The sequence below is a fragment of the Corynebacterium sp. HMSC05C01 genome, assembly GCF_001807155.1.
Classification (GTDB): domain Bacteria; phylum Actinomycetota; class Actinomycetes; order Mycobacteriales; family Mycobacteriaceae; genus Corynebacterium; species Corynebacterium coyleae.
Map to the genome: position 1 here is coordinate 49,828 of NZ_KV787967.1, position 19,870 is coordinate 69,697.

Below are 19,870 nucleotides of genomic sequence, written 5' to 3' on the forward strand. Positions count from 1 at the left end.
TTGATCGCCATGGATGAGACGATGCGGCTGCGTTTGGATATCGCCTACGATGGCACCGGTTTTCACGGTTGGGCGCGCCAGAAAAGCGGCATCCGCACAGTCCAACAGACCATCGAAGAGGCGTTGAGCCTCGTGCTGCGTAGTAGCGTCTCCCTTACCGTCGCTGGACGCACCGACGCAGGAGTCCATGCCTCGGGACAGACCGCCCATGTGGATATTCCTCGCAGCAGCCTTGATCAGCGTTCGATTGAGGGGGACCCGGGACGGTTGGTTCGTCGATTAGCAAAACTGCTCCCGGAAGACGTCCGCGTATTTAATGTCGTGGAAGCGCCAGAGGGGTTTGACGCGCGTTTCTCGGCGTTGGCTCGCACCTACGTATATCGGGTGACTACGCATCCGGCAGGTGCGTTGCCAACACGGGCGCGCGATACGGCGGTGTGGCCAAAACCTATCAACCTTGAGACGACACAGGCGTGTGCCGATGCGCTTGTGGGCTTGAACAACTTTGCGGCGTTTTGCCGCCCGAAGGAGCATGCCACCACGATCCGCGACGTGCATTCTTTCGAGTGGTCGCAGGTCGAGGACACCGTGTACGAAGCGCGCATTGTTGCGGATGCGTTTTGCTGGAATATGGTTCGCGCGCTGACCGCGACGTGTTTAACCGTCGGGGAGGGCCGCCGGGGGAGTGACTGGCCAAAGGAGCTCTTGCTTCGCGACGAACGCGCGCCCGAAGTCCCACTCGCTCCCGCTCGTGGCCTGACGTTGGTCGGCGTCGAGTATCCCGCTGATTCTGAGTTAGCTGCCCGCGCCGAAGCTACCCGCGCGCGTCGCGAGATGTAGCATGCTTGGGTTACTGACAATCTGGGAGGTGCGATGACCACAGCAGCCGCAGCATGGTTTGCAGTTGTGTTTTTCCTGCTTCCCGGATTCCTGATGGCGTGGGTTGCAGGCCTCCGAGTTCCTGCAGCGGTGACCACGGCGCTGCCGGTGACCTTCGGTGTTATCGGAGTGTCGTCGTGGATGTGGGGCGTGACTAGTGCGCCGTTTAACCTGTGGACGTTCGGGGTGAGCATGGTGCTTGCCCTCGCGGTGGCTGGCGGGTGGCGCTATGCGTTTGCGCGCAAGGCCCGCCGCGGTGGTGATGTGCCGTGGCGCCGTGCGCTTTTTCCCGGCAAGGTGGAGTGGACGCACTGGGGCATTCCGTTTGTCGGGGTAGTGGTCGCGGCGTGGATGGCAGTTACGGACCGGCTGTCGTGGTTGGCTCAGATGCCCAACGGTGCGGACAATATCGTCCAGGGGTGGGATTCGCAGTGGCATGCGAATGCGGTGCGGTTTGTGATGGAGACGGGCGTGGCGTCGTCGACACGCATGGGCGAGCTGCAGAACTTCGAAACGCACGCGCGGCTGTTCTACCCGTCGGGATTCCACGCGGGTGTTGCTCTCTTTGCGGAGGCTGCTGGTCTTGAGCCGATTCGAGCGGTCAACATCGCGTCGACGGTGCTGCCAGCGGTGGCACTGCCGCTGACCATGGTGTGTCTGGTGTTCGCGTTTATGCGCTCGACTGGGCTCACCGCGCAGATTGCCGCCGCGTTTGCCGCGATCATGGCGTACGCGGCCCCGCAGCTGCTGTGGGTGCCCGACTACGTGGGGATGTGGCCGTACCTGTTTGCGATGACCCTGACCGGCATCGTGGTTTGGCAGTTCCTTGAAGTTCCGGCACGGCATGCGGGTGCGCTGCCTGCTGCGATCGGGTTCCTTGGCGTGTTGTGCACACACCCGGCTGCGGTGACCGTGGTGGTGCTCGGCGTCATCTTTGCGTGGGCGACGTCGCTGCTGGTTCGCCCGGTGCGCTCGCGTCGCAGCGATACGGTGTGGATGGCACTCCCGGCAGCCGCGGCAACGCTCGTGTTTTTGCCCCAAGTGCTGGCGGGGTCGGACCAGGCGAGTGAGGTTGCCTCGTGGGCGCCGCAGGAGAAACTAGGCCGCGGCGGCGCGTGGGGGAGTGCGTTTCGGATGGACACCCGGCACGTCTCTCAGTTTTTCCCGGACTTCGACCCGACGGTGATGCTGTGGCTCGCCGGTGCAGGCGCGCTGGCGTTAGTGCTGTGGCGTGGCCAGGTGTGGCCTGTGCTGTTGTATGTGGTTTCGCTTGCGGTGACCGCAAATGCGCTCACACCATTCGATAACGCGTGGGGCGATGTACTGGCCATGGTGGGCAACCTGCACTACAGCACGGGGCACCGGCTGATCATGCCGGTGGTGATGTGCGTGTGGGCAGCGGCCGCCATCGGCATTGCTGTGATTATCCGCCTTGTCACCTTCGCTCCACTCGCAGCACGAACCGGTACGGGGCAGCGAGCCACGGTGCTGGCGTCGATCGCGGTGGCGGTGATCGCCGGGTCTGCGGCGGTGCCACAGGTACGCAACCACACTGAGGCTGGTGCACAGGACGCGTTTGCTACCCCGCGCCAAAGCGGACGGATGGTAAGCGCGGATGACCTCCAGGTGTTTGACTGGTTGGCTACCCAGGACGCAGCGTGGGAAGGCACGATCATGGGCGATCCTGCGGATGGATATTCGTGGATGTATGCCTACAACGGGTTGCCGTCGGTTTCCCGCCATTACCTATGGCCGACCGGCGGGATTGGCTCAGCGCACGACACAATTTTCCAGCACGCGGACTTCATCGGAGAAGACAACAGCGAAGTGGTGGAGCAGGCGCTGAAGGACTTGAACGTACGGTTCTTTGTGCTCAGCCCGGGGTCGTTTTGGGCGGACCAGAAACCGCAGTATCCGATGCTGCGATCGTTCTGGGCGTCAAACGGGGTGACGCCGGTGTATCGCAAGGGCACGACGTCGGTGTTTGCGGTCAACAGCGAGTTCTCCACCGCCCAGTTGCGGGCGATGCGCAAAGACGGACAGGACCACGGCTCGGATGAGCTATTCGAGCTTGAAGATGCCGGTGTAGCCGCCTGGTAGATGCGCGCGGGGTGCTAAGGCTGTAGCCTGTTGAGTACTTACTCGGGGGAGGGGGAATTATGGCGAAACTTTTGCCTACTACACGTGCCCAGGTTTCGGGCCACCAGTTCATGCGCCGTCGTATGGAGCATGGGTTGTTGTTCGGGGATATCCGGATGATTCATGACCCGTTGTCGGCACGCCATCGCGCCACGGTGTTTGGTGTTGCTGCGGTGGTGATGATTGCCGGGGTGATGGGGTTGTTTGCGTGGATGCGTCCGAATGCAGATCCGGGGGATGCCCCGATTCTGCGGGCGTCGGATGGCACGCTGTATGTGCGTGTTGATGACACTGTTCATCCGGTGACCAATCTTTCTTCTGCACGCTTGATTGCTGGTGCGGCGGCTGATCCGTCGCGGGTGGGTGATGAGCATTTGGCGGCGATGCCACGTGGCGTTCCGGTGGGCATTGTGGCTGCGCCGGCGATGTTTGCGCCGGAGGGTGCGGTTGATGCTGCATGGTCGGTGTGTGCGGTGCCGGGCCGTGTGACGGTGGTTGCGGGGCAGCGTCCGGAGCCTTTGCTTGGCGACGACACCGTGCTGGCCACCGACGGCACCCGCCAATGGTTGGTGACTGGTGAGGGCAGACAGTTGCTGCCTGATGCGGCGTCCCCGCAGGGGCGTATTGTGCGCCGTGCGTTGGGGGTCGGGTACACCACTCCGATGTGGGAGCCACCGTTGCAGGTGATGACGGCGCTGAAGGAATTGCCACCGGTATCAGTACCTACGCCCGACCGGTTGCCAGAAGTATTGGTCGCTGAGAGCGGTGCGTGGGCGCTGTTCAACGGGAGAATCGAGCCGCTCAGTGAAGTGCAGCAGGCAGTGCTGTTGGATGCTGGCGCGAAGCAACGCAGCATCGGCCGCGAACAGTTAGCCACGTATCAGGACGGGGACTTAGGGCTGACGATTCCAGAGCGTCGCCCGCAGTGGGTTGACCCGGTGCAGCAGACGGTATGCGTGGACCAGGACCGTGGTGGCGCGGTGCAGTCCGGTACAGAACACGACGGTGCAGAACACGCCGGTACAGCACGGTACGGCGCAGTGCGATCCGGTGATGCTTCGGCGATTGCGTTGTCTGGGGCGTCGGTGGCGACACATTTTGTGGGGCTTGCGGATGGCTCGATCGGTGTGGATTCCGGACATGGCTTCCACGTCGTGGCGAGTAACGGGTTGCGCCACCGTGCACCCGATGCGGAAACACTTGCCACGGTGGGTGCGGTGCATGTCGAGCGCGTGCCTTGGGAGATTGTCAGCCTCTTGCCGGAGGGCGAGGAGCTGACCCGGGCTGCGGCTTTGACCGCCACGTACTAACAGCACACAGTACAAGGACACCCAGCAGAGCGAACACAACTGCGCCGAGGCCGACACTGCTGAACCGTTTCGCGGCCAAGGAGGCGGTGCGCTCTGTTGGGGCCACGGTGACGGTGTCCCGGGGCGCGATGTCGTCCGGCGTGAGTTGGCTGATCACGTTGTGCGGGGTGATTGCGCCGCCGCCGTGTTGTGCTGCGGCGGTGATGAGCGTGCGCACGTGGTCTGGCGTGATGCCGGGGTAGCGCTGCATGAGCAACGCGGCCGCACCACTGACTACCGGTGCGGCGAAGCTGGTTCCAACGTACGGGCGTGACCCGTCACGGGTGAGCGTGCCGTCGGCCCAGCCGTTGCCGCTGGATGCGAGCGCGTGTGGGACAAGACCGGCTGCGGAGATTTCCGCTGGCATGGAGTATGACGCGAGCGTGTGGGTGTCCTCGCGAGCCCCCACAGCAAGCACCGTGGGAAACAGAGCCGGGATCACGCTAAAGCCTGGTTCACAATCGGCGCTGGTGTTGCCGGATGCGGCGACGACGACTGCGCCGTCGGCCTCGGCACGGTGCAACGCGCCGCGCAGTCCATTGAGATCAATGCGTGAGGCAAGCCCCGGGTCCACACAGGACACGACAGAGACGTTGAGCACGCGCGCACCTTCGTCGAGCGCGTTGTTGATTGCAGAAGCGAGCGTCTCAAGGTCCCCCGCGACAGATTGGCCGCGGCCACCGCGGTAATGGGCTGACGTTTGACGCACCGCCAGGATCTCCGCATCTGGTGCGATGCCGAGCGTGCGCCCAGCGATGACGCCGGCGACGACGGTGCCGTGGCTGTCGCAGTCCGCAAGCGCGTTGTCGCCGACAAAGTCGGCTCCGGGGCGCAGGTGATTAAGTTCCGAGTGTGGAGCGACGCCAGTGTCGATGACGGCGACGCGCACGCCGGCTCCGGTGGCGAAGCGACGGAGCTCGTGGAGCTCCGCAGGTGTCTCACCTGGTGGTTGTGCTGCCGAAGGCACGGCGCAGGCGATGTCTTGGGCGGAGGCGTAGGTAAGCGAGCCCGGCGCGAGTGCTGCAGGTGCGCAGAGTACAGGCATGGCGAGCAACAGTGGCAACAGCGCGGAAGCGGGCAGGGAACGTGTGCGCATTGTTACAGCCCTCGAATCAGGTCGAAGACCCCGGTGAGGTGTACCGCGAGTGGGATGACGGCGATGAGGGCGGCGATTTCGGCACGTTCGAACCAGACAACGGTTGTCGGTTCTAGGTCGGGTACGCGCCGGGCCCACAGCACGGTGGTTGTAGCAGCCAGTGCGGTGAGGACGGCGATGGTGATGAGGGCGGGATGCGGGTCGTCGATACGCACAACGCTGATGGCGGAAGCAATGACTGCCGCGAGTGCTATCGCCATCAGCGCAATGCGGGTTGCAGCCCAGTGGTGGCGCGATGCGTAGACGACGAGTGCGCCAGCGATGCAGGTGCAGAACACGAAGTTCCATGCACCGCCGCTGCTGCTGATCTGGAGGAGCGCAGGGATGCTCACTGTGGCAATTCCGGCGGTGACTGCGCTGGCGATGGTGGTGGCGACTCGGCTGCGTGCGTCGACGTCTGGTTGGTATTCGTCGGCGCGATCGAATTCTTCGCCGGCGGTGGGCACGTGCGCCACGGCAAGGCCTGCAGCACGGGTGGCGATGCCGGGTGTGGCGGCAACCGTAAACAGGCCGGTGAGGACGGATAACGCAGCAGGCGAGTTTGCGGCGGGCAGCCAGGTGCCTAACGTGCCAATGCCGCTGAGCACCCCAACCGTGACAGCAAACGCCACCAATGCAGGGCCCGCAAGGCGCAGAGCCACTCCAATGCCGACGGTGATGAAGGCTGTGACGACGCCTGCGAGGGCGCCAAGAGCAACGTCTGTGCTGTGTAGGTTCGGTTCTGTGCCACCGATGACCCATGTGGCGGCGGCCCAGCCGAGGCACAACGGCGCGGCAGCAAACACGGCGGGCGATTTCGCAACAGCAGCGAGGGTGAGCGCGCATAACCCGGTGACGGCGAAGGTCGCGGGAGATGGGGCAAACATGCTGAGCAGCAACGCAATGCACGCTAACCCTACGAGGGTTGCGGCGGTGTCGAGGCCGTGCACGCTGCGGGCATTGCGGCCTGCGTGCGCGAGGGCGTCGGCGGCGTCGCGTACCACGGGAGGTGCGATGGGTTCTTTGGGGCGCAGGGCGATCACGGCGCCGTCGTGAAGCTTGAGCGCGTACAACGGCGTATGCATATCGAGTGGGCGCCCGCCTGCTGTGGAGATTTCCCACGGGCGGTGGATCTGCGGCAGTTCCACAAGACGCGCCAATTCGGGCAGCACCTCTGCAAACGTTGAGGATGTCGGCAGTGTGACATCGATATCGCGGTGAAACGCCGCAACAGAAACACGTACGGTTACGCGCACAATGTGGTGCGCCGAAGTAGCAACCAAAACTCTTCCCCCGGAAGTCTCAACGCGTGGCCCCCATTTGCCACGCAACTTGGGCCAGTATGGCGCACCGTTACGCTGCAGTCCAGCTTTTCGTACCCCTTTGGCGGGCAAATGGTCTACACTGCGCTCAACACTATGCCCAACACAGTTCGGGGGAACTGTGGCCACATGGGGTGAAAAGGGGGGATCCACGAATGCTCGGGTTAGACCACGATGCTGTGCTCGCACCAACTGCGGGCACACCTGACGTGCCGGCACTGCCAACAGGACAACTGCGTGCAGAGCCAGTCCCAACAGCGCAAAAGCCGCAGACGCAGCCGGTGATCAAAATCTTGCTGCCAATTGTGATGGTGGTTGCCGTTGGTGCGGTGATGGCGCTGATGATGACATCTGGACGCACTGTGAGCCCAATGATGTTGATCTTCCCGCTGATGATGCTTTTCGGACTGTTGGGCATGATCAATCCGCAAGATCGGCAGGGAGATATCAACGAAACGCGCCGGGTGTACCTGCGCCACCTGGATGCGTTGACCCGGAAGGCGCGCGCGAACGCAGCGCAACAGCGCGCGCACGCGACAGGGTTGCACCCGGCTCCGGCAGATCTTGTTGCTGCGACACCGGTGGAGCGGGTTTGGGAGCGCACTGCGGCGTCACCGCTGGCGTTGACCGTCCGGTTGGGGACCGGCAGCGGTGCGCTGTGCACGCCTGTCGATGTAGAGGATCCGGGAAGCCCAGAGGACCTTGACCCGGTGTGCGCGGTGAGTCTTCGTCGCACTGTCGCTGCCGTAAGCACCGTGCCTGGCATGCCGATTGTTGTGCAGCTCGATGCATTTCCCGCGGTCACCCTGGCTGGTCCCGGTGCGCATGAGGTGGCGCGTTCCATCGTGTGCCAACTCGCGTTCTTTCATGGGCCCGAGTTGGTCAGCATCGACGCGCCATTCGCGTGGGCGAAGTGGCTGCCGCACGCTCGCGCGGAACATGCACGTTTTCGCGTGGTGCTAATCGACGCCACCGTGGAGCACCTCCACGCCCCCGACGCCGACTGTGTGATTGTCGTCCACCCGGACGAGCACTACTTTGTGGACCCGGATGCCTTCCACCTCGTGTGCACCGATACGCTCGCTGCGGTCACCGAACAGGGCATGGAGCAACTCGGCCTTCCGGACTCGTTCACTGACGCGCAGGCCGAGTTCATCGCTCGCCACCTCGGGTTCTACCGACGCCCAGAAGGCGCAAGTGAGGACACTGGCGATCTGCTTGCCATGCTGGGGATTACGGACCTGGACGCACTCGATGCCACCACCATGTGGCCGGGGATGCGCAACAAGCTTGTCGTGCCCATCGGCGCGACCCCCGATGGGCAGCCGGTGTACCTGGACTTCAAAGAATCAGCGCTCGGTGGCATGGGCCCACACGGGCTCTGCATCGGAGCTACCGGTAGTGGTAAGTCCGAACTGCTTAAGGAAATCGTTGTTGCGCTTGCCGCAACGCACTCGCCGGACGAGCTCAACTTGGTGCTTGTGGACTTCAAGGGCGGCGCAACCTTCCTCGGCTGCGAAGACCTGCCCCACACCAGTGCTGTGATTACCAACCTTGAAGATGAGGCCGTGCTGGTCGAGCGCATGTTTGATGCCATCTCCGGCGAGTTGAACCGCCGCCAGGAACTGCTGCGTGCCGCAGGCAACTTTGCCAACATCACCGACTACACCCGCGCCGGGCACACACTGCCGTCGCTGGTGATCATCGTCGATGAGTTTTCAGAACTGCTCTCGCAACACCCGCACTTCGCGGACCTTTTCGTCGCGGTGGGGCGCCTGGGCCGCTCACTTGGTGTGCACTTGTTGCTCGCCTCGCAGCGGCTCGAGGAAGGAAAGCTGCGCGGGCTCGATTCCCACTTGTCGTATCGCATCGGGTTGAAGACGTTTTCCGCAGGGGAGTCGCGCCAAGTCCTCGGCGTGCCGGATGCCTATGAACTGCCCAGTGAGCCGGGCTCGGGTTACCTCAAGTCAGGTATGGAACTCACCCGCTTCAGGGGTTCTTACGTGTCCGGTCCGCTGACCCGCCAGGTGTTGTCGCACCCAGCGGACGCGCCGACAGTGCGGTTGTTTACCGGCGACGAGATAGAAATCGCCCCGCAAACTGTTACCGATACCGACTATTCGACAACGCTGTTCGACGCCGTTGTGGAGAAAGCCCGCGACGTCGCCGCCACCCGGAGCATGCGCGCCCACCAGGTCTGGCTGCCACCGTTGCCGGATACTCTCGCGCTTTCTTCGCTTGTCGACGACACCATCGCCCTCGTCGACGAGCCCTATCGCCAACTCCAAGTCCCCTTCGCCGTGGACTTTTCCCGTGCCGGTGGGCATGCCGCCATTGCTGGTGCGCCGCAGACGGGGAAGTCGATGGCGGTGCGGTCGATCGTCGCCAAGCAAGCGCTGTGTCGCACAACCGATGAGGTGGCGATTTACATCATCAACGCTGGCGGCGGCGACTACAGCGACATCGAATCCCTGCCTCACGTGGCGGGTGTGGCGAACGTGAAGGATGAAGAACGCACGCGTCGTGTTATCGACGAGGTCACCGGACTCCTGGATGTGCCTGCCTCGCGCGCGACACTGCTCGTTGTCGATGGTTGGCATGCGTTGCTGGCCAACGATTCCAAACTTGAGGACCTGCGCGATCCTTTGGCACGGATCGCCTCCGAAGGCCCTGCTGCACGCGTGCACCTGCTGGTTACCACACAGCGGTGGAACGCAGTGCGTGCGAATGTGCGCGACCTCATCGGCACCCGCATCGAGATGCGCCTGACCGAGCCGATGGATTCGCTGATCGACCGCAAGGCCCAAGAACGTCTCGCCGCCGTGCCGGGACGTGCGCTCACCCCGGACGGCAAAGTCATGCATGTCGCGCTGACCAGCGCCGAAGACATCGCACACATCGCAGCCCAGGCGGCGAGCCAGACGCCGGTGCCACGCCTGCGCGTGCTGCCAGCAAGAGTCGACGCGCAACCGCTTATCGACGGCACCCGCATCCCACTCGGCATTGGCGGAGCGGACCTTGCACCGCTGTACTCCACCGGCCACATCCTGGCCATCGGTGCAGGCGGCGCGGGCAAATCCGCCTTCATCGCCAGCACGATTGCGGCTATTTCAGCGATGCCACGCGAACAAGCCCGCATGGTGATCTGCGACCCGCGCCGGGCACACCTGGCTCATGCGGACAGCGACATGGTCGCGGCGTACGCAGCTTCCTCGAGTGCGCTCACCGATGCGGTGCGCTCGCTGGCCACCACGCTGACCTCGCGACTGCCGGGCAGCGACGTCACGCCCGCCCAACTGGCAGACAGGTCCTGGTGGGCAGGCCCAGAGCTCTACTTGCTTATCGACGATCTCGACCTGGTCGGCGACGAACCACTGCGCCCAATCATCGACTTGTTGCCCCACGCGCGTGACATCGGCTTGCACATCGTGGTGGCACGCAAGTTCGGCGGTGTTGGGCGTGCCATGTTTGGCCCGTTCCTCGCCGCTGTGAAAGACCTTCACCCAGACGTGCTGATTCTGGACGGCACCAAGGACGAAGGCGCACTCTTCGGCGTCCGACCGGCACCGCAGCCACCAGGGCGCGCAACGCTCGTACAGGGCGAGCCGAAGGGCATGATCCAACTGCCGATGCTGAATATGGGGGACTAAATGACAGACCTGCGCATTACCGCGACCGATGCGTCGACCGTGTTCACCGGTGCAGCCGACGTCCACCGCTTCGACGCGCCAAGCAGCCGTGAAATCGCGAACACGATCCGCACTGTGCTGGGGCCGAACCCAGACGGGGCACACGTGCACATCACCGCAGACGACACGCGCCTACGCGAGCTCGAGTACGCCCTGGCGGACTACGACATTGACTTAACCACCGAACTCCTTGGTCCCGATCCGGCAGACGTGCCCCGTTCGCTCAACGCCCCCCCCGCGCCACCTGCGCCGTGGGATCCGCCACGGGACCCGCCGACAGACACGTTCGCGGCAATTGCGGACAACCGCTCGTCAAACATCGGCGTCTGGATCATCGCCGCAGTCGTCGCGGTGGTCGTAGTCGTGTGTGCGGTGGTCATCTTCAACGTTGTCTGGAAAGGCAGCGTTGGCAGTGCCGGCAGCGTCAGCAGTGCAGCGAACACGGACAGTTCAATTGCGACACCGACGGCTACTGAAGCTGCGGCGGGGGCAACGCCGTCTGTGGCGGTGGAGTCGTCGATACGCGAAGAAGCACCGCAGACCGTCCTGCTTGAACAAGACGGCCTTCAAGTGGAACTGCCTGCCGGGTTCGCGCTTGAGGCCGACGATGGCACGTGGCGCGCAACCGGCGATGATCCGAATTTCCGCCTCCACATCGCCGTCGAGAGGCTGTACCAACTACCGGCCAAGACTATGGCCGAGCAACTCCTCGCCGATGTTGAGGCGGACCCGCAAACAGAACTTGTGGACACGGACGGCACCTCGGTGACCTACCTGGAGCGCGCCGCGGATGGATCGCAGGCACTCTGGAAGACCTGGCCGCACGGCACCACCCAGCTTTTCGTGGGCTGCCACACGCGCCATGAACCCACCACAGTGCAACGCGCAACGTGTCGAATGGCCATGGAAACCGCTGAATTTAAGGGGGCTGACATGCGGACATGAAAAACTTTTGAATTCGATGGAACCGAAAGCACCAAATGTCAGTCAGATATATGAACGGCAAACACACACCGTTCATCCAACCTAAACACACAAGGGGGAAACCATGGAGCTGTTCGCCACTGAAGCGGAGGTCATGCGCGCCGCCGCAGACCGTACCGACGACACCAACGCAAACGTCAACCGTGAAATCGATCGCATCCAACAGGTAGTCGAATCCACTCGCAACTACTGGGTGGGCAACGCGCAGCGCAGTTTCGACGACCTGATGATGCGCTACGACGACGCTCAAAAGCGTTTGTCGGAGGCGTTGACCGCGATCTCCGCGAACATTCGCGACAACGCGAAGCACTACGAGTCCACCGACGCAACCAACACCGACAGCCTCCGTCAGCTCGCTGGCGGACTCGCACTCTAACCACAAGGGGGAACCACCATGCAGATCAAATACGACTTCGCTCAGATCGCCGGCGCATCCGAAGACATGCGCGCATCCGCATCCCGCATCAACGGCGACCTGGCCGAACTGAAGCAGATGCTCCAGCCCATGGTCCAGACCTGGGAAGGTACCGCCGCCACCGCCTACCAGGCACACCAAGCCAAGTGGGATCAAGCGGCAGAGGATCTCAACCAGATCCTCACCCAGATCGCGCAGACCGTTGAAGATGGCAACTCCACCATGTTGGCCGTCAACAACGCTGCAGCGAACAGCTGGGGCTAACCAACAGACTTGCGTCGGGGCGACAACGCCGACCATCGGGGGATAGGGCGCGGCAGACCCGTCCCCGGCGCATCCACAAAAGAAAAAGGGGGACTCGGGGGAAACGCCGCCGCAGGTGACTATGGGGAACACCTGCGGCGGCGTTTTTGTTTTGCGGCCAGATTGCCGTAGTGTTTAACCCCTGTGTGTCCCGCCTGACGCGCGTTTCGGGTCTCCACCGGCCGCCGGAACCGTCGAGGAACATGCGAAGTATGGCCGGCAGCAATCTAGACAGACTTTAAGGAGTCATGCATGTCTACTTACCACCCGAAGAGCGGTGACGTGACCCGTAACTGGTACGTCATCGACGCAACCGACGTGGTGCTGGGCAAGCTTGCTTCCACCGCAGCAGACCTGCTGCGCGGTAAGCACAAGCCGCAGTTCGCACCGAACGTTGACACCGGCGATCACGTCATCGTGATCAACGCCGACAAGATCCACATCTCCTCCAACAAGCGCGATCGCGAGATGCGTTACCGCCACTCCGGCTACCCGGGTGGTCTGAAGTCCATGACCCTGGGCCGCGCACTGGACGAGCGTCCGGACCGCGTGATCGAGGAAGCTGTGAAGGGCATGATGCCGCACAACAAGCTCTCCCGCCAGTCCATCAAGAAGCTGCACGTCTTCGTCGGCTCCGAGCACCCGTACGCTGCTCAGAAGCCGGAAACCTACGAGTTTAAGCAGGTGGCACAGTAATGACCGAGCCGAACAACTACGACAACCTCGCTGCCGACACCGACATCGATGCCGCAACCGCAGCAACCGAGGAGTTCAACTACACCATCGGTGACGCAATTGCGCCGGAGGCTGACGCTGCTGAGGAGACCGTTGAGGTCGCACCGCTGCACGAGGGCCCGATCCAGACTGTTGGTCGTCGTAAGCGCGCAATCGCTCGCGTGACCGTCGTCGAGGGCGAAGGCAAGATCACGGTCAACGGCCGTGAGTTCGAGGAGTACTTCCCGAACAAGCTGCACCAGCAGGACATCCTGACCCCGCTGACGCTGCTCGAGCGCGAAGGCCAGTTCGACATCAAGGCCAACATCTCCGGTGGTGGCCCGACCGGCCAGTCCGGTGCTCTGCGTCTGGCTATTGCCCGCGCACTGAACATCTACAACCCGGCTGAGCGCCCGACCCTGAAGAAGGCCGGCCTGCTCACCCGTGACGCTCGTGCCGTGGAGCGCAAGAAGGCTGGTCTGCACAAGGCCCGTCGCGCACCGCAGTACTCCAAGCGTTAATCGCTGGCTTACTCCACACGCCGTCGCCCATGTTCTGGGTGGCGGCGTTCGCCGTTTCTTCTGTCGTTGTTGGTGAGCGGACCGGTTGCGAGGGTTCGTCGATAAGCAATTGCAGCAAGCATGCATAATTGTGGGCATGACTCGATTGTTTGGAACTGATGGTGTTCGCGGCTTGGCCAACGAGGCGTTGACAGCGCCGTTGGCGTTGAAGCTCGGCGCGGCTGCGGCAACGGTGCTGACGAAGGACCGTCGCTCCGGGAAGCGTCGCCCAGTAGCGCTCATTGGGCGCGACCCGCGCGTCTCCGGTGAGATGCTGGCGGCAGCGATGGCAGCCGGCATGGCGTCGAAGGGCGTAGACGTGCTGCGTGTCGGTGTGATTCCGACGCCTGGCTTGGCGTTTCTTACGGACGACTACGGAGCCGACATCGGTGTAATGATTTCCGCCTCCCACAACCCGATGCCGGATAACGGGATCAAGTTCTTCTCCGCTGGTGGTCACAAGCTGCCCGACGATATTGAAGACGAGATTGAGCGCGCCATGGACGAGCTGGAGGAAACCGGTCCGACCGGCACCAGCATCGGCCGTGTGATCGAGGAGGCCCCAGATGCGCAGAGCCGCTACCTGGTGCATCTGGCTGATGCGGTAAGCACCGACCTGTCAGGTATCAAGGTTGTGGTGGACTGCGCGAACGGTGCAGCGTTCGAGGTAGCCCCGAAGGCGTATGCGGCAGCGGGAGCTGACGTGACCGCGATCTTTAACAAGCCCGACGCCTACAACATCAACGACGGCGCAGGCTCCACGCACATGGAGCAGATTCAGCGCGCAGTGGTTGAGCACGGCGCGGACCTTGGTTTGGCGCACGATGGTGACGCGGATCGTTGCTTGGCTGTGGACGCCGAGGGCAATGTTGTCGACGGCGACCAGATCATGGCTGTACTGGCAACCGCGATGCGCGATAGCAACTCGCTGCGCTCCAACACGCTGGTGGCCACGGTGATGAGCAACCTGGGGCTGAAGCAGGCAATGAAGCGCGAGGGCATCGAGATGCGGGAGACCAAAGTGGGCGACCGTTATGTCCTCGAAGAGCTCAACCGTGGCGACTTCTCCTTGGGTGGCGAGCAGTCCGGCCACATTGTGGTTCCGGAGCATGCGACCACCGGCGATGGCGTGCTGTCCGGTTTGATGCTCATGGCACGCATGGCTGAAACCGGGAAGTCGCTCGCTGAGTTGGCGAGTGTGATGACCGTGCTGCCACAGACGCTGATCAACGTTCCGGTCTCAGACAAGTCGCGCATTCTTGACGACGAATCCGTTACCGCCGCGATCCGCGAAGCCGAAGCGGAGCTGGGCGATACCGGCCGTGTCTTGCTGCGTCCGTCGGGTACCGAGGAGCTGTTCCGCGTGATGGTGGAAGCAGCTGAGGAAGAACAGGCACGAAAGGTTGCCGGACAGCTCGCGGCGGCCGTCGCAGCCGTGTAACTTCTGAGTAAGAAGCTTTTTGCCCCGGCAGGGAACCGCCGGGGCGTTGGGGGAGTCTAACTAAGTAGAAATAGTTGGACTGGAATCTTTTCAGGGGTGGGAAATGACACGACATGTCAGTGCTGTCGACGTTGACGTTGACAATGTTCGAACGCAGTACGGTGCCGCGATTAACGCGTACCGTGCTGCGGCGCACGACCTCGACACGAGGCGCATCACGGTGGACCCGTCAGCTTTCGGCGATGGCTTCGCGGAGCAAGGCCGGCGTGTTGCTGAGGCACTTGAGGCGCTTCACAGTACGTCGAAGCGGTTTTTAGAGGTCCGTAGCGAGAACTGGGAGCAGGTGCTCGCGCTTACCGACGACATCGTGGCCGCCGATGCACTCGCCGCCGAGGCGCTTGAGGGGGTGGAGCAGCCATGATGCCGACAGTGCAAGATGATGTCCGCACCCTCGTCGAAGCAGTCGAGGTTGCACCTGAGGTGCCAGAACACCAGCGCAATGCCGTGCGAGGCCTTGCCGGTGAGTTGATGTCCGAGTCCTCATGCATCAACGGGCTCGACCTTTCGGTGTTCGCACAGATCGGCCTGCAATTGGCGTTGAGTTGTGAGCGTCCGGATACACCAGCGCGCACGTGCACGGCGGATAACAGCGGATGGTTTGAGGAGGTGGGCATCCGGGATCGGGAGTGCCGAAATGAAGCCCGCGAGACCGACCACTTTGAACACGTCAAGCAGGTAGGCCAGCGTATCGGAGAGTGCTCTTCGGCGATAGAAGCGATCGTGCGCTCAGCTGATATGGCGATTCGTGCGATCTTGGAACCTGCGCGCCGTGTGTTCGAAATCGCGCAGCGTTGCGGGATCACTCAGATTGTGGAGATCGCCGTAGAGGTGATCATCGAAGCGCTGCGGTGTGCAACAGCAACGACCACGGACCGAAATGGGGTGATCCGGGAGTGCCTCGACAGCATTGCCGAGTGCACCGGTGAGGCGGCGCAAACCCAGCCAGAGCCTGCGGTGGAGAAACCATGCGACACGGTTGCAAGCTCCTCGGTCGGCACTGTGGCCGCCGGCGTGAATATCTCGGTCGATGTGGGGCTGAAGCTGGGCGTTGAGCTCGACCTGGCACAGGGCGAGGTGGAATGCCCGCCGGAGGAAGCACCGAAGCCGGAGCCTGAACCACCGGCGAAACCTGCTCCGGCACCGGCACCGGCGCCAACGCCACCGCCACCGCCTGCACCTGCACCGACACCGACTAAGGATGGGGTTATCGCCCCACCGCCAGAACTGTCGCAGGTGCAAGAGCCGCCACCACCGCCGAAGAAGGCACAGCACGTCGATACAACGGCTGCTTCCGTAGGTGGCGCAGACGGGGCACAATCAGGCGCTCAGGGCGGGCAGGATCCGTGGGCAATGAAGAAAACGGGGGAGTGGTAACCAATGGATTACGAGTTGTTTGTGCTCCAGTTCCAACGTAGGACGCAAAAACGCATGGCTGATTTTGAGGCCATGATGCGCGAGCACCAGAACAAGATGGAACAAACTGCGAAGCACTACGCCAGAGCGCGCGAGACGATGGAACGGCCGAAGCCGGTCGCGCCGCGTGGGGATTACACCTTGGAACGCTCGCGTGTGTCTGCGGCGCGTCGCGCAAGAAGGGCGCAGGTGCATGCGGTGCTGCAAAGCCAGGCCCGGGGGACTCCGCCGGAGCAGCCCGGCGTGGGCGAAGAGGCCTAACCCGCGAGTGAGAACCTCGCGGAAGCGCGCCGCCCTAGAACAGGGAGAAACCGGCGTTGTCGCGGGCCAGCCCCGCGGCCTTGGCGAGCTTCTCGCCAGAAAGGGAGACCACGCCAGAGCCTTCGGCGTCGGCTTCCGCGTAGCCGGCGTAGGCCTTCTCGTCGTTTAGCACGTGCAGCAAGTAGCCCACGAGCAAGCCGCGCACGGTTTCCTGCAGCGAACGGTCGGACTTGCCCACGCCGAGGATGCGCTTGATCATGCCGTCTTCGGAGAAGGACTGCTGATCGCCCTTCTTCGGTGCGCGGTAGACCACATCGCCCGCCCAGTTGTAGGCAAGCTTTGCGGGGTTGCCCGGGTCGAACAAGGAATCGCCGTCCTCGCCGGGACCGATGACCATGCCGGGGGCGAAGAGCGCACGGGCTGCTTCCACCGCGGACGGTGCGACGTTTGCCGGGTACACCGTCGCCACAGCCTTCACCTTCGGGTTGTCTACCGCCGCAAGCACTGCGGCGCCACCACCCATGCCGTGGCCGACGATGCCGAGTTTGCCTGGGGAGACAGAGATGTTGCCGTTGCCTAGTCGCACGCCGGCGAGGATCTGCAGGCTCGTCTCCAGGTCTGCAGCAAAGCCACGGTGATCTGGCCTAAACCCGGTTTCGGTGTTGGGTGCTGCGACTGCGATGCCCCAGCTGGCCAGGTGGCGCAGTGTGCCGTGGTAGTCGTCGACGTCTTTCGTCCAGTCGTGGCCGAACGCGACAGCGGGCAGGTTCTTGCCCTCGGCAGGGGTGTACACCTTGCCGGGCAGGCCCGTGTAGCCCAAGTCGCCTTCAAGGACGCGGTGGGGGCCACGCTTGGACAGGTCAGAGAGTTTCTTTAGCTTCGCAGACACGCCGACGATCCTACTGCATCCTTGTCTGGACTAGGGTGAGTCCATCGTTGCAGGCGGGGTTACTCAGGAGGCAGGATGCTCGGCGCGTTACAGCTCGCATTCGTCGATTCGGTGAACCTTCTGCTCATCGGGGTCATCGTTGCAGTAGGAATTGCGGTGCCACGGGGAAACGGCCGCTACGCCAAGACGACATCGTTGCTGATTGCCGGTGACTGGCTGGGGGTGGCGGGGCTTGCGCTGCTGATGCTTGTCATTTTCGACGGGTTGGGCTCCGCCGTTGAACGTTTTGTCAACGGCCCTGTCTTCGGTGTGTTGCTGATCGCAACGGGTTTGCTGACGGCGGTGCTTGCCATGCGTGGCGGTGACAACCAGGCGCTGACGCAGAAGATCATGCAGCACCTGAACACGCCCGGTCCGCTGACGGTGCTGACGGGTTTTGTCTTGGGGCTGGTGCAGTCCGCAACCTCGGGACCGTTTTTCGGCGGGCTTGCGTTGCTGTCCGCCTCGGGTATTGACGCGCAGGTGCGTTACGCGGCGATTCCGCTGTACGCCTCGGTGGCGTTGTCGCTGCCAACGCTGTGTGCGCTGCTGGTCGGGTTGGTGCGCGCTCGTTCTGAAAGTCTCGCAGGCAGGGGGTTTGCGTGGGCGCGCAGCCACCCGCAGCAGGTGACGGCAGCCGCGACGTGGGCTGTGGCAGTAATGCTGACTGTGCTGGGTGTCGTGCACCTGCTGTAGGTGGTGCACAATGGGGCGTATGTTTCCGCTCCGTACAACGATTGATTTAGGTGCGATTGCGCACAACACTCGCCGTCTGAAAGAGCAGGCAGGCGAGGCGAAACTCATGTGTGTGGTGAAGGCGGACGCCTATAACCATGGCGTCGAAAAGTGTGTTCCGGTGATGGATCGCAATGGCGCAGATGCGTTCGGCGTGGCCACGTTGGCTGAGGCTCGTCGTGTCCGTGAGGTCACACAGAAGCCTGTGCTCGCCTGGTTGTGGAGTATCCACGAGGAGTTACCGGAGGGCATCGATCTTGGCGCGCCGAGTGTTGCCCATTTGCAGTTGCTTATCGACGAACCCACGCACCGCACCGTCTACCTCATGGTGGATACGGGCATGCACCGCTCCGGTATCGACGAACCCGAGTGGGAAGCAGCGTTCAAGATGGCGTTTGAGGCGGAGCAGGCCGGCAAGATTGAGGTTGCTGGTTTGATGACGCACCTGGCGTGCGCCGACAACCCGGTCGACCCCTACACGGATTTCCAGGCGGAGAACTTCCGCAAGGCGATCGAGTCGGCGCGTGCGGCCGGATTGCGAGTGGAGCGAAACCACATGGCGAACTCGCCAGCGACTTGGACGCGCAAGGATTTGCATTTTGACATGGTGCGCCCGGGCGTGAGCCTGTACGGGCTCGAGCCGGTGGCGGGGCTTGACCACGACCTGAAGCCGGGGATGACGTGGGTGGGCCAGGTCATCGCGGTTAAGCCGATGAAGCAGGGCGAAGCAACCAGTTACGCACGCACCTGGGAAGCACCCGAGGACGGCTACACCGCAGTGATTCCGGCCGGTTACGCAGACGGCGTGCACCGTAGCTGGCAGGGTGCGTTGGAGATCGCCATCAATGGCCAGACCTACACCCAGGTTGGGCGTGTGAGCATGGACCAGATTGTGGTGTGGCTCGGCGCAAACGAGGACAACGTCCAGGCAGGCGACGAGGCAATCATCTTCGGTGCGGGTGGTCGCAGCGCAACTGATCTGGCTAAGGCCGCCGGCACGATCAACTATGAGGTTGTGTGCGCGCCGGAGGGCCGAACGCTTCGCACCTATGTAGGGGAGGAGTAAGTGAAGGACTCGTTTACGCGTGAGGGAAAGCGGGTGTGTGAGGGGGTCGTCGATACGCAGCAGCTTGGTGAGGAGCTCGGCGCAGCACTTGAGGCGGGGGATCTAGTGATCCTGGATGGCCCGCTCGGCGCCGGCAAGACCACATTCACACAAGGTATTGCGCGTGGCATGCAGGTGAAGGGACGCGTGACCAGTCCGACGTTTGTCATCGCGCGCCAGCACGCTTCCACTGTGGGCGGGCCCACGTTGGTGCATGTGGATGCCTACCGTCTCGGCGACGATCCGCTGGGTGAGCTCGATGCGCTCGACCTGGATACCGAGTTGGAAGATGCCGTGGTGGTCGCAGAATGGGGCGGCGGTTTGATGGAGCAGTTGGGGGCGCGCCACATTCTCGTGCAGTTGGATCGGGAGACTCTCGCAGAGACTGAGGGGCGGATAGTTTCCTGGCGTGTCGTAGAGGGGATGTAGGCTTACACC

At 63.0% G+C, this 19,870-nt stretch carries 19 protein-coding genes; 16 read left to right on the forward strand and 3 right to left on the reverse strand.

The features are described from left to right. Positions 1-9: 9 nt before the first annotated feature. From truA to eccB, 3 genes are all read left to right on the forward strand, one after another. Positions 10-840 (forward strand): tRNA pseudouridine(38-40) synthase TruA, encoded by an 831-nt coding sequence (gene truA / locus HMPREF3145_RS08200; protein ID WP_070422748.1) that lies wholly within the window; start codon positions 10-12, stop codon positions 838-840. A 33-nt stretch (positions 841-873) separates the two neighbouring features. Further along, on the forward strand, positions 874-2,979 hold the full coding sequence (locus HMPREF3145_RS08205) for a DUF6541 family protein (protein WP_070422749.1): 2,106 nt from the start codon (positions 874-876) through the stop codon (positions 2,977-2,979). 71 nt (positions 2,980-3,050) lie between these two features. Then, positions 3,051-4,328 (forward strand): type VII secretion protein EccB, encoded by a 1,278-nt coding sequence (eccB, locus tag HMPREF3145_RS08210; protein ID WP_246817564.1) that lies wholly within the window; start codon positions 3,051-3,053, stop codon positions 4,326-4,328. On the opposite strand, the gene HMPREF3145_RS08215 is transcribed toward eccB, so the two are convergent. Continuing rightward, positions 4,267-5,463 carry a S8 family serine peptidase gene (locus HMPREF3145_RS08215; RefSeq protein WP_141740850.1) on the reverse strand — a complete coding sequence of 399 codons (1,197 nt, stop codon included), beginning with the start codon at positions 5,461-5,463 and terminating at the stop codon, positions 4,267-4,269. The two genes, eccB and HMPREF3145_RS08215, sit on opposite strands and share 62 nt — an antisense overlap. Before the next feature lie 2 nt (positions 5,464-5,465). After that, positions 5,466-6,785 (reverse strand): type VII secretion integral membrane protein EccD, encoded by a 1,320-nt coding sequence (gene eccD / locus HMPREF3145_RS08220; RefSeq protein WP_070422751.1) that lies wholly within the window; start codon positions 6,783-6,785, stop codon positions 5,466-5,468. 194 nt (positions 6,786-6,979) lie between these two features. Here eccD and eccCb point away from each other — a divergent pair, with 194 nt between their 5' ends. From eccCb to HMPREF3145_RS08270, 10 genes are all read left to right on the forward strand, one after another. Beyond that, positions 6,980-10,474 (forward strand): type VII secretion protein EccCb, encoded by a 3,495-nt coding sequence (eccCb, locus tag HMPREF3145_RS08225; RefSeq protein ID WP_070422752.1) that lies wholly within the window; start codon positions 6,980-6,982, stop codon positions 10,472-10,474. Then, positions 10,475-11,458: a type VII secretion-associated protein gene (locus tag HMPREF3145_RS08230; RefSeq protein ID WP_070422753.1), complete on the forward strand. Its 984-nt coding sequence runs from the start codon at positions 10,475-10,477 to the stop codon at positions 11,456-11,458. It abuts the gene before it with no gap. Positions 11,459-11,561: 103 nt separating this feature from the next. Continuing rightward, positions 11,562-11,873 (forward strand): WXG100 family type VII secretion target, encoded by a 312-nt coding sequence (locus HMPREF3145_RS08235; RefSeq protein ID WP_070422754.1) that lies wholly within the window; start codon positions 11,562-11,564, stop codon positions 11,871-11,873. Positions 11,874-11,891: 18 nt separating this feature from the next. Then, positions 11,892-12,176 (forward strand): WXG100 family type VII secretion target, encoded by a 285-nt coding sequence (locus tag HMPREF3145_RS08240; RefSeq protein ID WP_070422755.1) that lies wholly within the window; start codon positions 11,892-11,894, stop codon positions 12,174-12,176. 291 nt (positions 12,177-12,467) lie between these two features. Then, the gene (gene rplM, locus HMPREF3145_RS08245) at positions 12,468-12,911 is read left to right on the forward strand and encodes a 50S ribosomal protein L13 (RefSeq protein WP_070422756.1); all 444 of its coding nucleotides are present in this window, start codon (positions 12,468-12,470) and stop codon (positions 12,909-12,911) included. Then, entirely contained in the window at positions 12,911-13,450 is a 540-nt protein-coding gene (gene rpsI, locus HMPREF3145_RS08250) for a 30S ribosomal protein S9 (RefSeq protein ID WP_070422757.1), read from the forward strand. The genes rplM and rpsI overlap by 1 nt, the downstream gene beginning before the upstream one ends. Before the next feature lie 136 nt (positions 13,451-13,586). Next, positions 13,587-14,930 carry a phosphoglucosamine mutase gene (glmM, locus tag HMPREF3145_RS08255; protein ID WP_070422758.1) on the forward strand — a complete coding sequence of 448 codons (1,344 nt, stop codon included), beginning with the start codon at positions 13,587-13,589 and terminating at the stop codon, positions 14,928-14,930. A 103-nt stretch (positions 14,931-15,033) separates the two neighbouring features. Further along, the gene (locus HMPREF3145_RS08260; protein WP_070422759.1) at positions 15,034-15,351 is read left to right on the forward strand and encodes a hypothetical protein; all 318 of its coding nucleotides are present in this window, start codon (positions 15,034-15,036) and stop codon (positions 15,349-15,351) included. Next, positions 15,348-16,364 (forward strand): hypothetical protein, encoded by a 1,017-nt coding sequence (locus HMPREF3145_RS08265; RefSeq protein ID WP_070422760.1) that lies wholly within the window; start codon positions 15,348-15,350, stop codon positions 16,362-16,364. Before HMPREF3145_RS08260 ends, HMPREF3145_RS08265 begins: the two co-directional genes overlap by 4 nt. A 54-nt stretch (positions 16,365-16,418) precedes the next feature. Continuing rightward, positions 16,419-16,664: a hypothetical protein gene (locus tag HMPREF3145_RS08270; RefSeq protein WP_141739346.1), complete on the forward strand. Its 246-nt coding sequence runs from the start codon at positions 16,419-16,421 to the stop codon at positions 16,662-16,664. 34 nt (positions 16,665-16,698) lie between these two features. Here the strand turns inward: HMPREF3145_RS08270 and HMPREF3145_RS08275 are convergent, their stop codons facing one another. Beyond that, positions 16,699-17,553: a dienelactone hydrolase family protein gene (locus HMPREF3145_RS08275; RefSeq protein WP_070422762.1), complete on the reverse strand. Its 855-nt coding sequence runs from the start codon at positions 17,551-17,553 to the stop codon at positions 16,699-16,701. 75 nt (positions 17,554-17,628) lie between these two features. On the opposite strand from HMPREF3145_RS08275, the gene HMPREF3145_RS08280 reads away from it, so the two are divergent. Genes HMPREF3145_RS08280 through tsaE form a run of 3 tightly spaced genes read left to right on the forward strand, consistent with a single transcriptional unit; the run spans position 17,629 to position 19,861 of the window. Continuing rightward, a complete protein-coding gene (locus HMPREF3145_RS08280; protein ID WP_070422763.1) occupies positions 17,629-18,288 on the forward strand; it encodes a GAP family protein in 660 nt (219 codons plus the stop codon). A gap of 19 nt (positions 18,289-18,307) precedes the next feature. Then, entirely contained in the window at positions 18,308-19,393 is a 1,086-nt protein-coding gene (gene alr, locus HMPREF3145_RS08285; protein ID WP_070422764.1) for an alanine racemase, read from the forward strand. Beyond that, the gene (gene tsaE / locus HMPREF3145_RS08290) at positions 19,394-19,861 is read left to right on the forward strand and encodes a tRNA (adenosine(37)-N6)-threonylcarbamoyltransferase complex ATPase subunit type 1 TsaE (protein ID WP_083279468.1); all 468 of its coding nucleotides are present in this window, start codon (positions 19,394-19,396) and stop codon (positions 19,859-19,861) included. It begins immediately after the preceding gene. Positions 19,862-19,870: the final 9 nt, after the last annotated feature.

Excerpts from the sequence above, each read along its gene's own strand:
- truA (WP_070422748.1), top strand. The coding sequence starts at position 10 with ATGGATGAGACGATGCGGCTGCGTTTGGATATCGCCTACGATGGCACC.
- HMPREF3145_RS08230 (WP_070422753.1), top strand. The coding sequence starts at position 10,475 with ATGACAGACCTGCGCATTACCGCGACCGATGCGTCGACCGTGTTCACC.
- HMPREF3145_RS08260 (WP_070422759.1), top strand. The coding sequence starts at position 15,034 with ATGACACGACATGTCAGTGCTGTCGACGTTGACGTTGACAATGTTCGA.
- HMPREF3145_RS08280 (WP_070422763.1), top strand. The coding sequence starts at position 17,629 with ATGCTCGGCGCGTTACAGCTCGCATTCGTCGATTCGGTGAACCTTCTG.
- HMPREF3145_RS08270 (WP_141739346.1), top strand. The coding sequence starts at position 16,419 with ATGGCTGATTTTGAGGCCATGATGCGCGAGCACCAGAACAAGATGGAA.
- rplM (WP_070422756.1), top strand. The coding sequence starts at position 12,468 with ATGTCTACTTACCACCCGAAGAGCGGTGACGTGACCCGTAACTGGTAC.
- HMPREF3145_RS08205 (WP_070422749.1), top strand. The coding sequence starts at position 874 with ATGACCACAGCAGCCGCAGCATGGTTTGCAGTTGTGTTTTTCCTGCTT.
- eccCb (WP_070422752.1), top strand. The coding sequence starts at position 6,980 with ATGCTCGGGTTAGACCACGATGCTGTGCTCGCACCAACTGCGGGCACA.
- HMPREF3145_RS08235 (WP_070422754.1), top strand. The coding sequence starts at position 11,562 with ATGGAGCTGTTCGCCACTGAAGCGGAGGTCATGCGCGCCGCCGCAGAC.
- HMPREF3145_RS08215 (WP_141740850.1), bottom strand. The coding sequence starts at position 5,463 with ATGCGCACACGTTCCCTGCCCGCTTCCGCGCTGTTGCCACTGTTGCTC.
- HMPREF3145_RS08265 (WP_070422760.1), top strand. The coding sequence starts at position 15,348 with ATGATGCCGACAGTGCAAGATGATGTCCGCACCCTCGTCGAAGCAGTC.
- glmM (WP_070422758.1), top strand. The coding sequence starts at position 13,587 with ATGACTCGATTGTTTGGAACTGATGGTGTTCGCGGCTTGGCCAACGAG.
- alr (WP_070422764.1), top strand. The coding sequence starts at position 18,308 with ATGTTTCCGCTCCGTACAACGATTGATTTAGGTGCGATTGCGCACAAC.
- HMPREF3145_RS08240 (WP_070422755.1), top strand. The coding sequence starts at position 11,892 with ATGCAGATCAAATACGACTTCGCTCAGATCGCCGGCGCATCCGAAGAC.
- rpsI (WP_070422757.1), top strand. The coding sequence starts at position 12,911 with ATGACCGAGCCGAACAACTACGACAACCTCGCTGCCGACACCGACATC.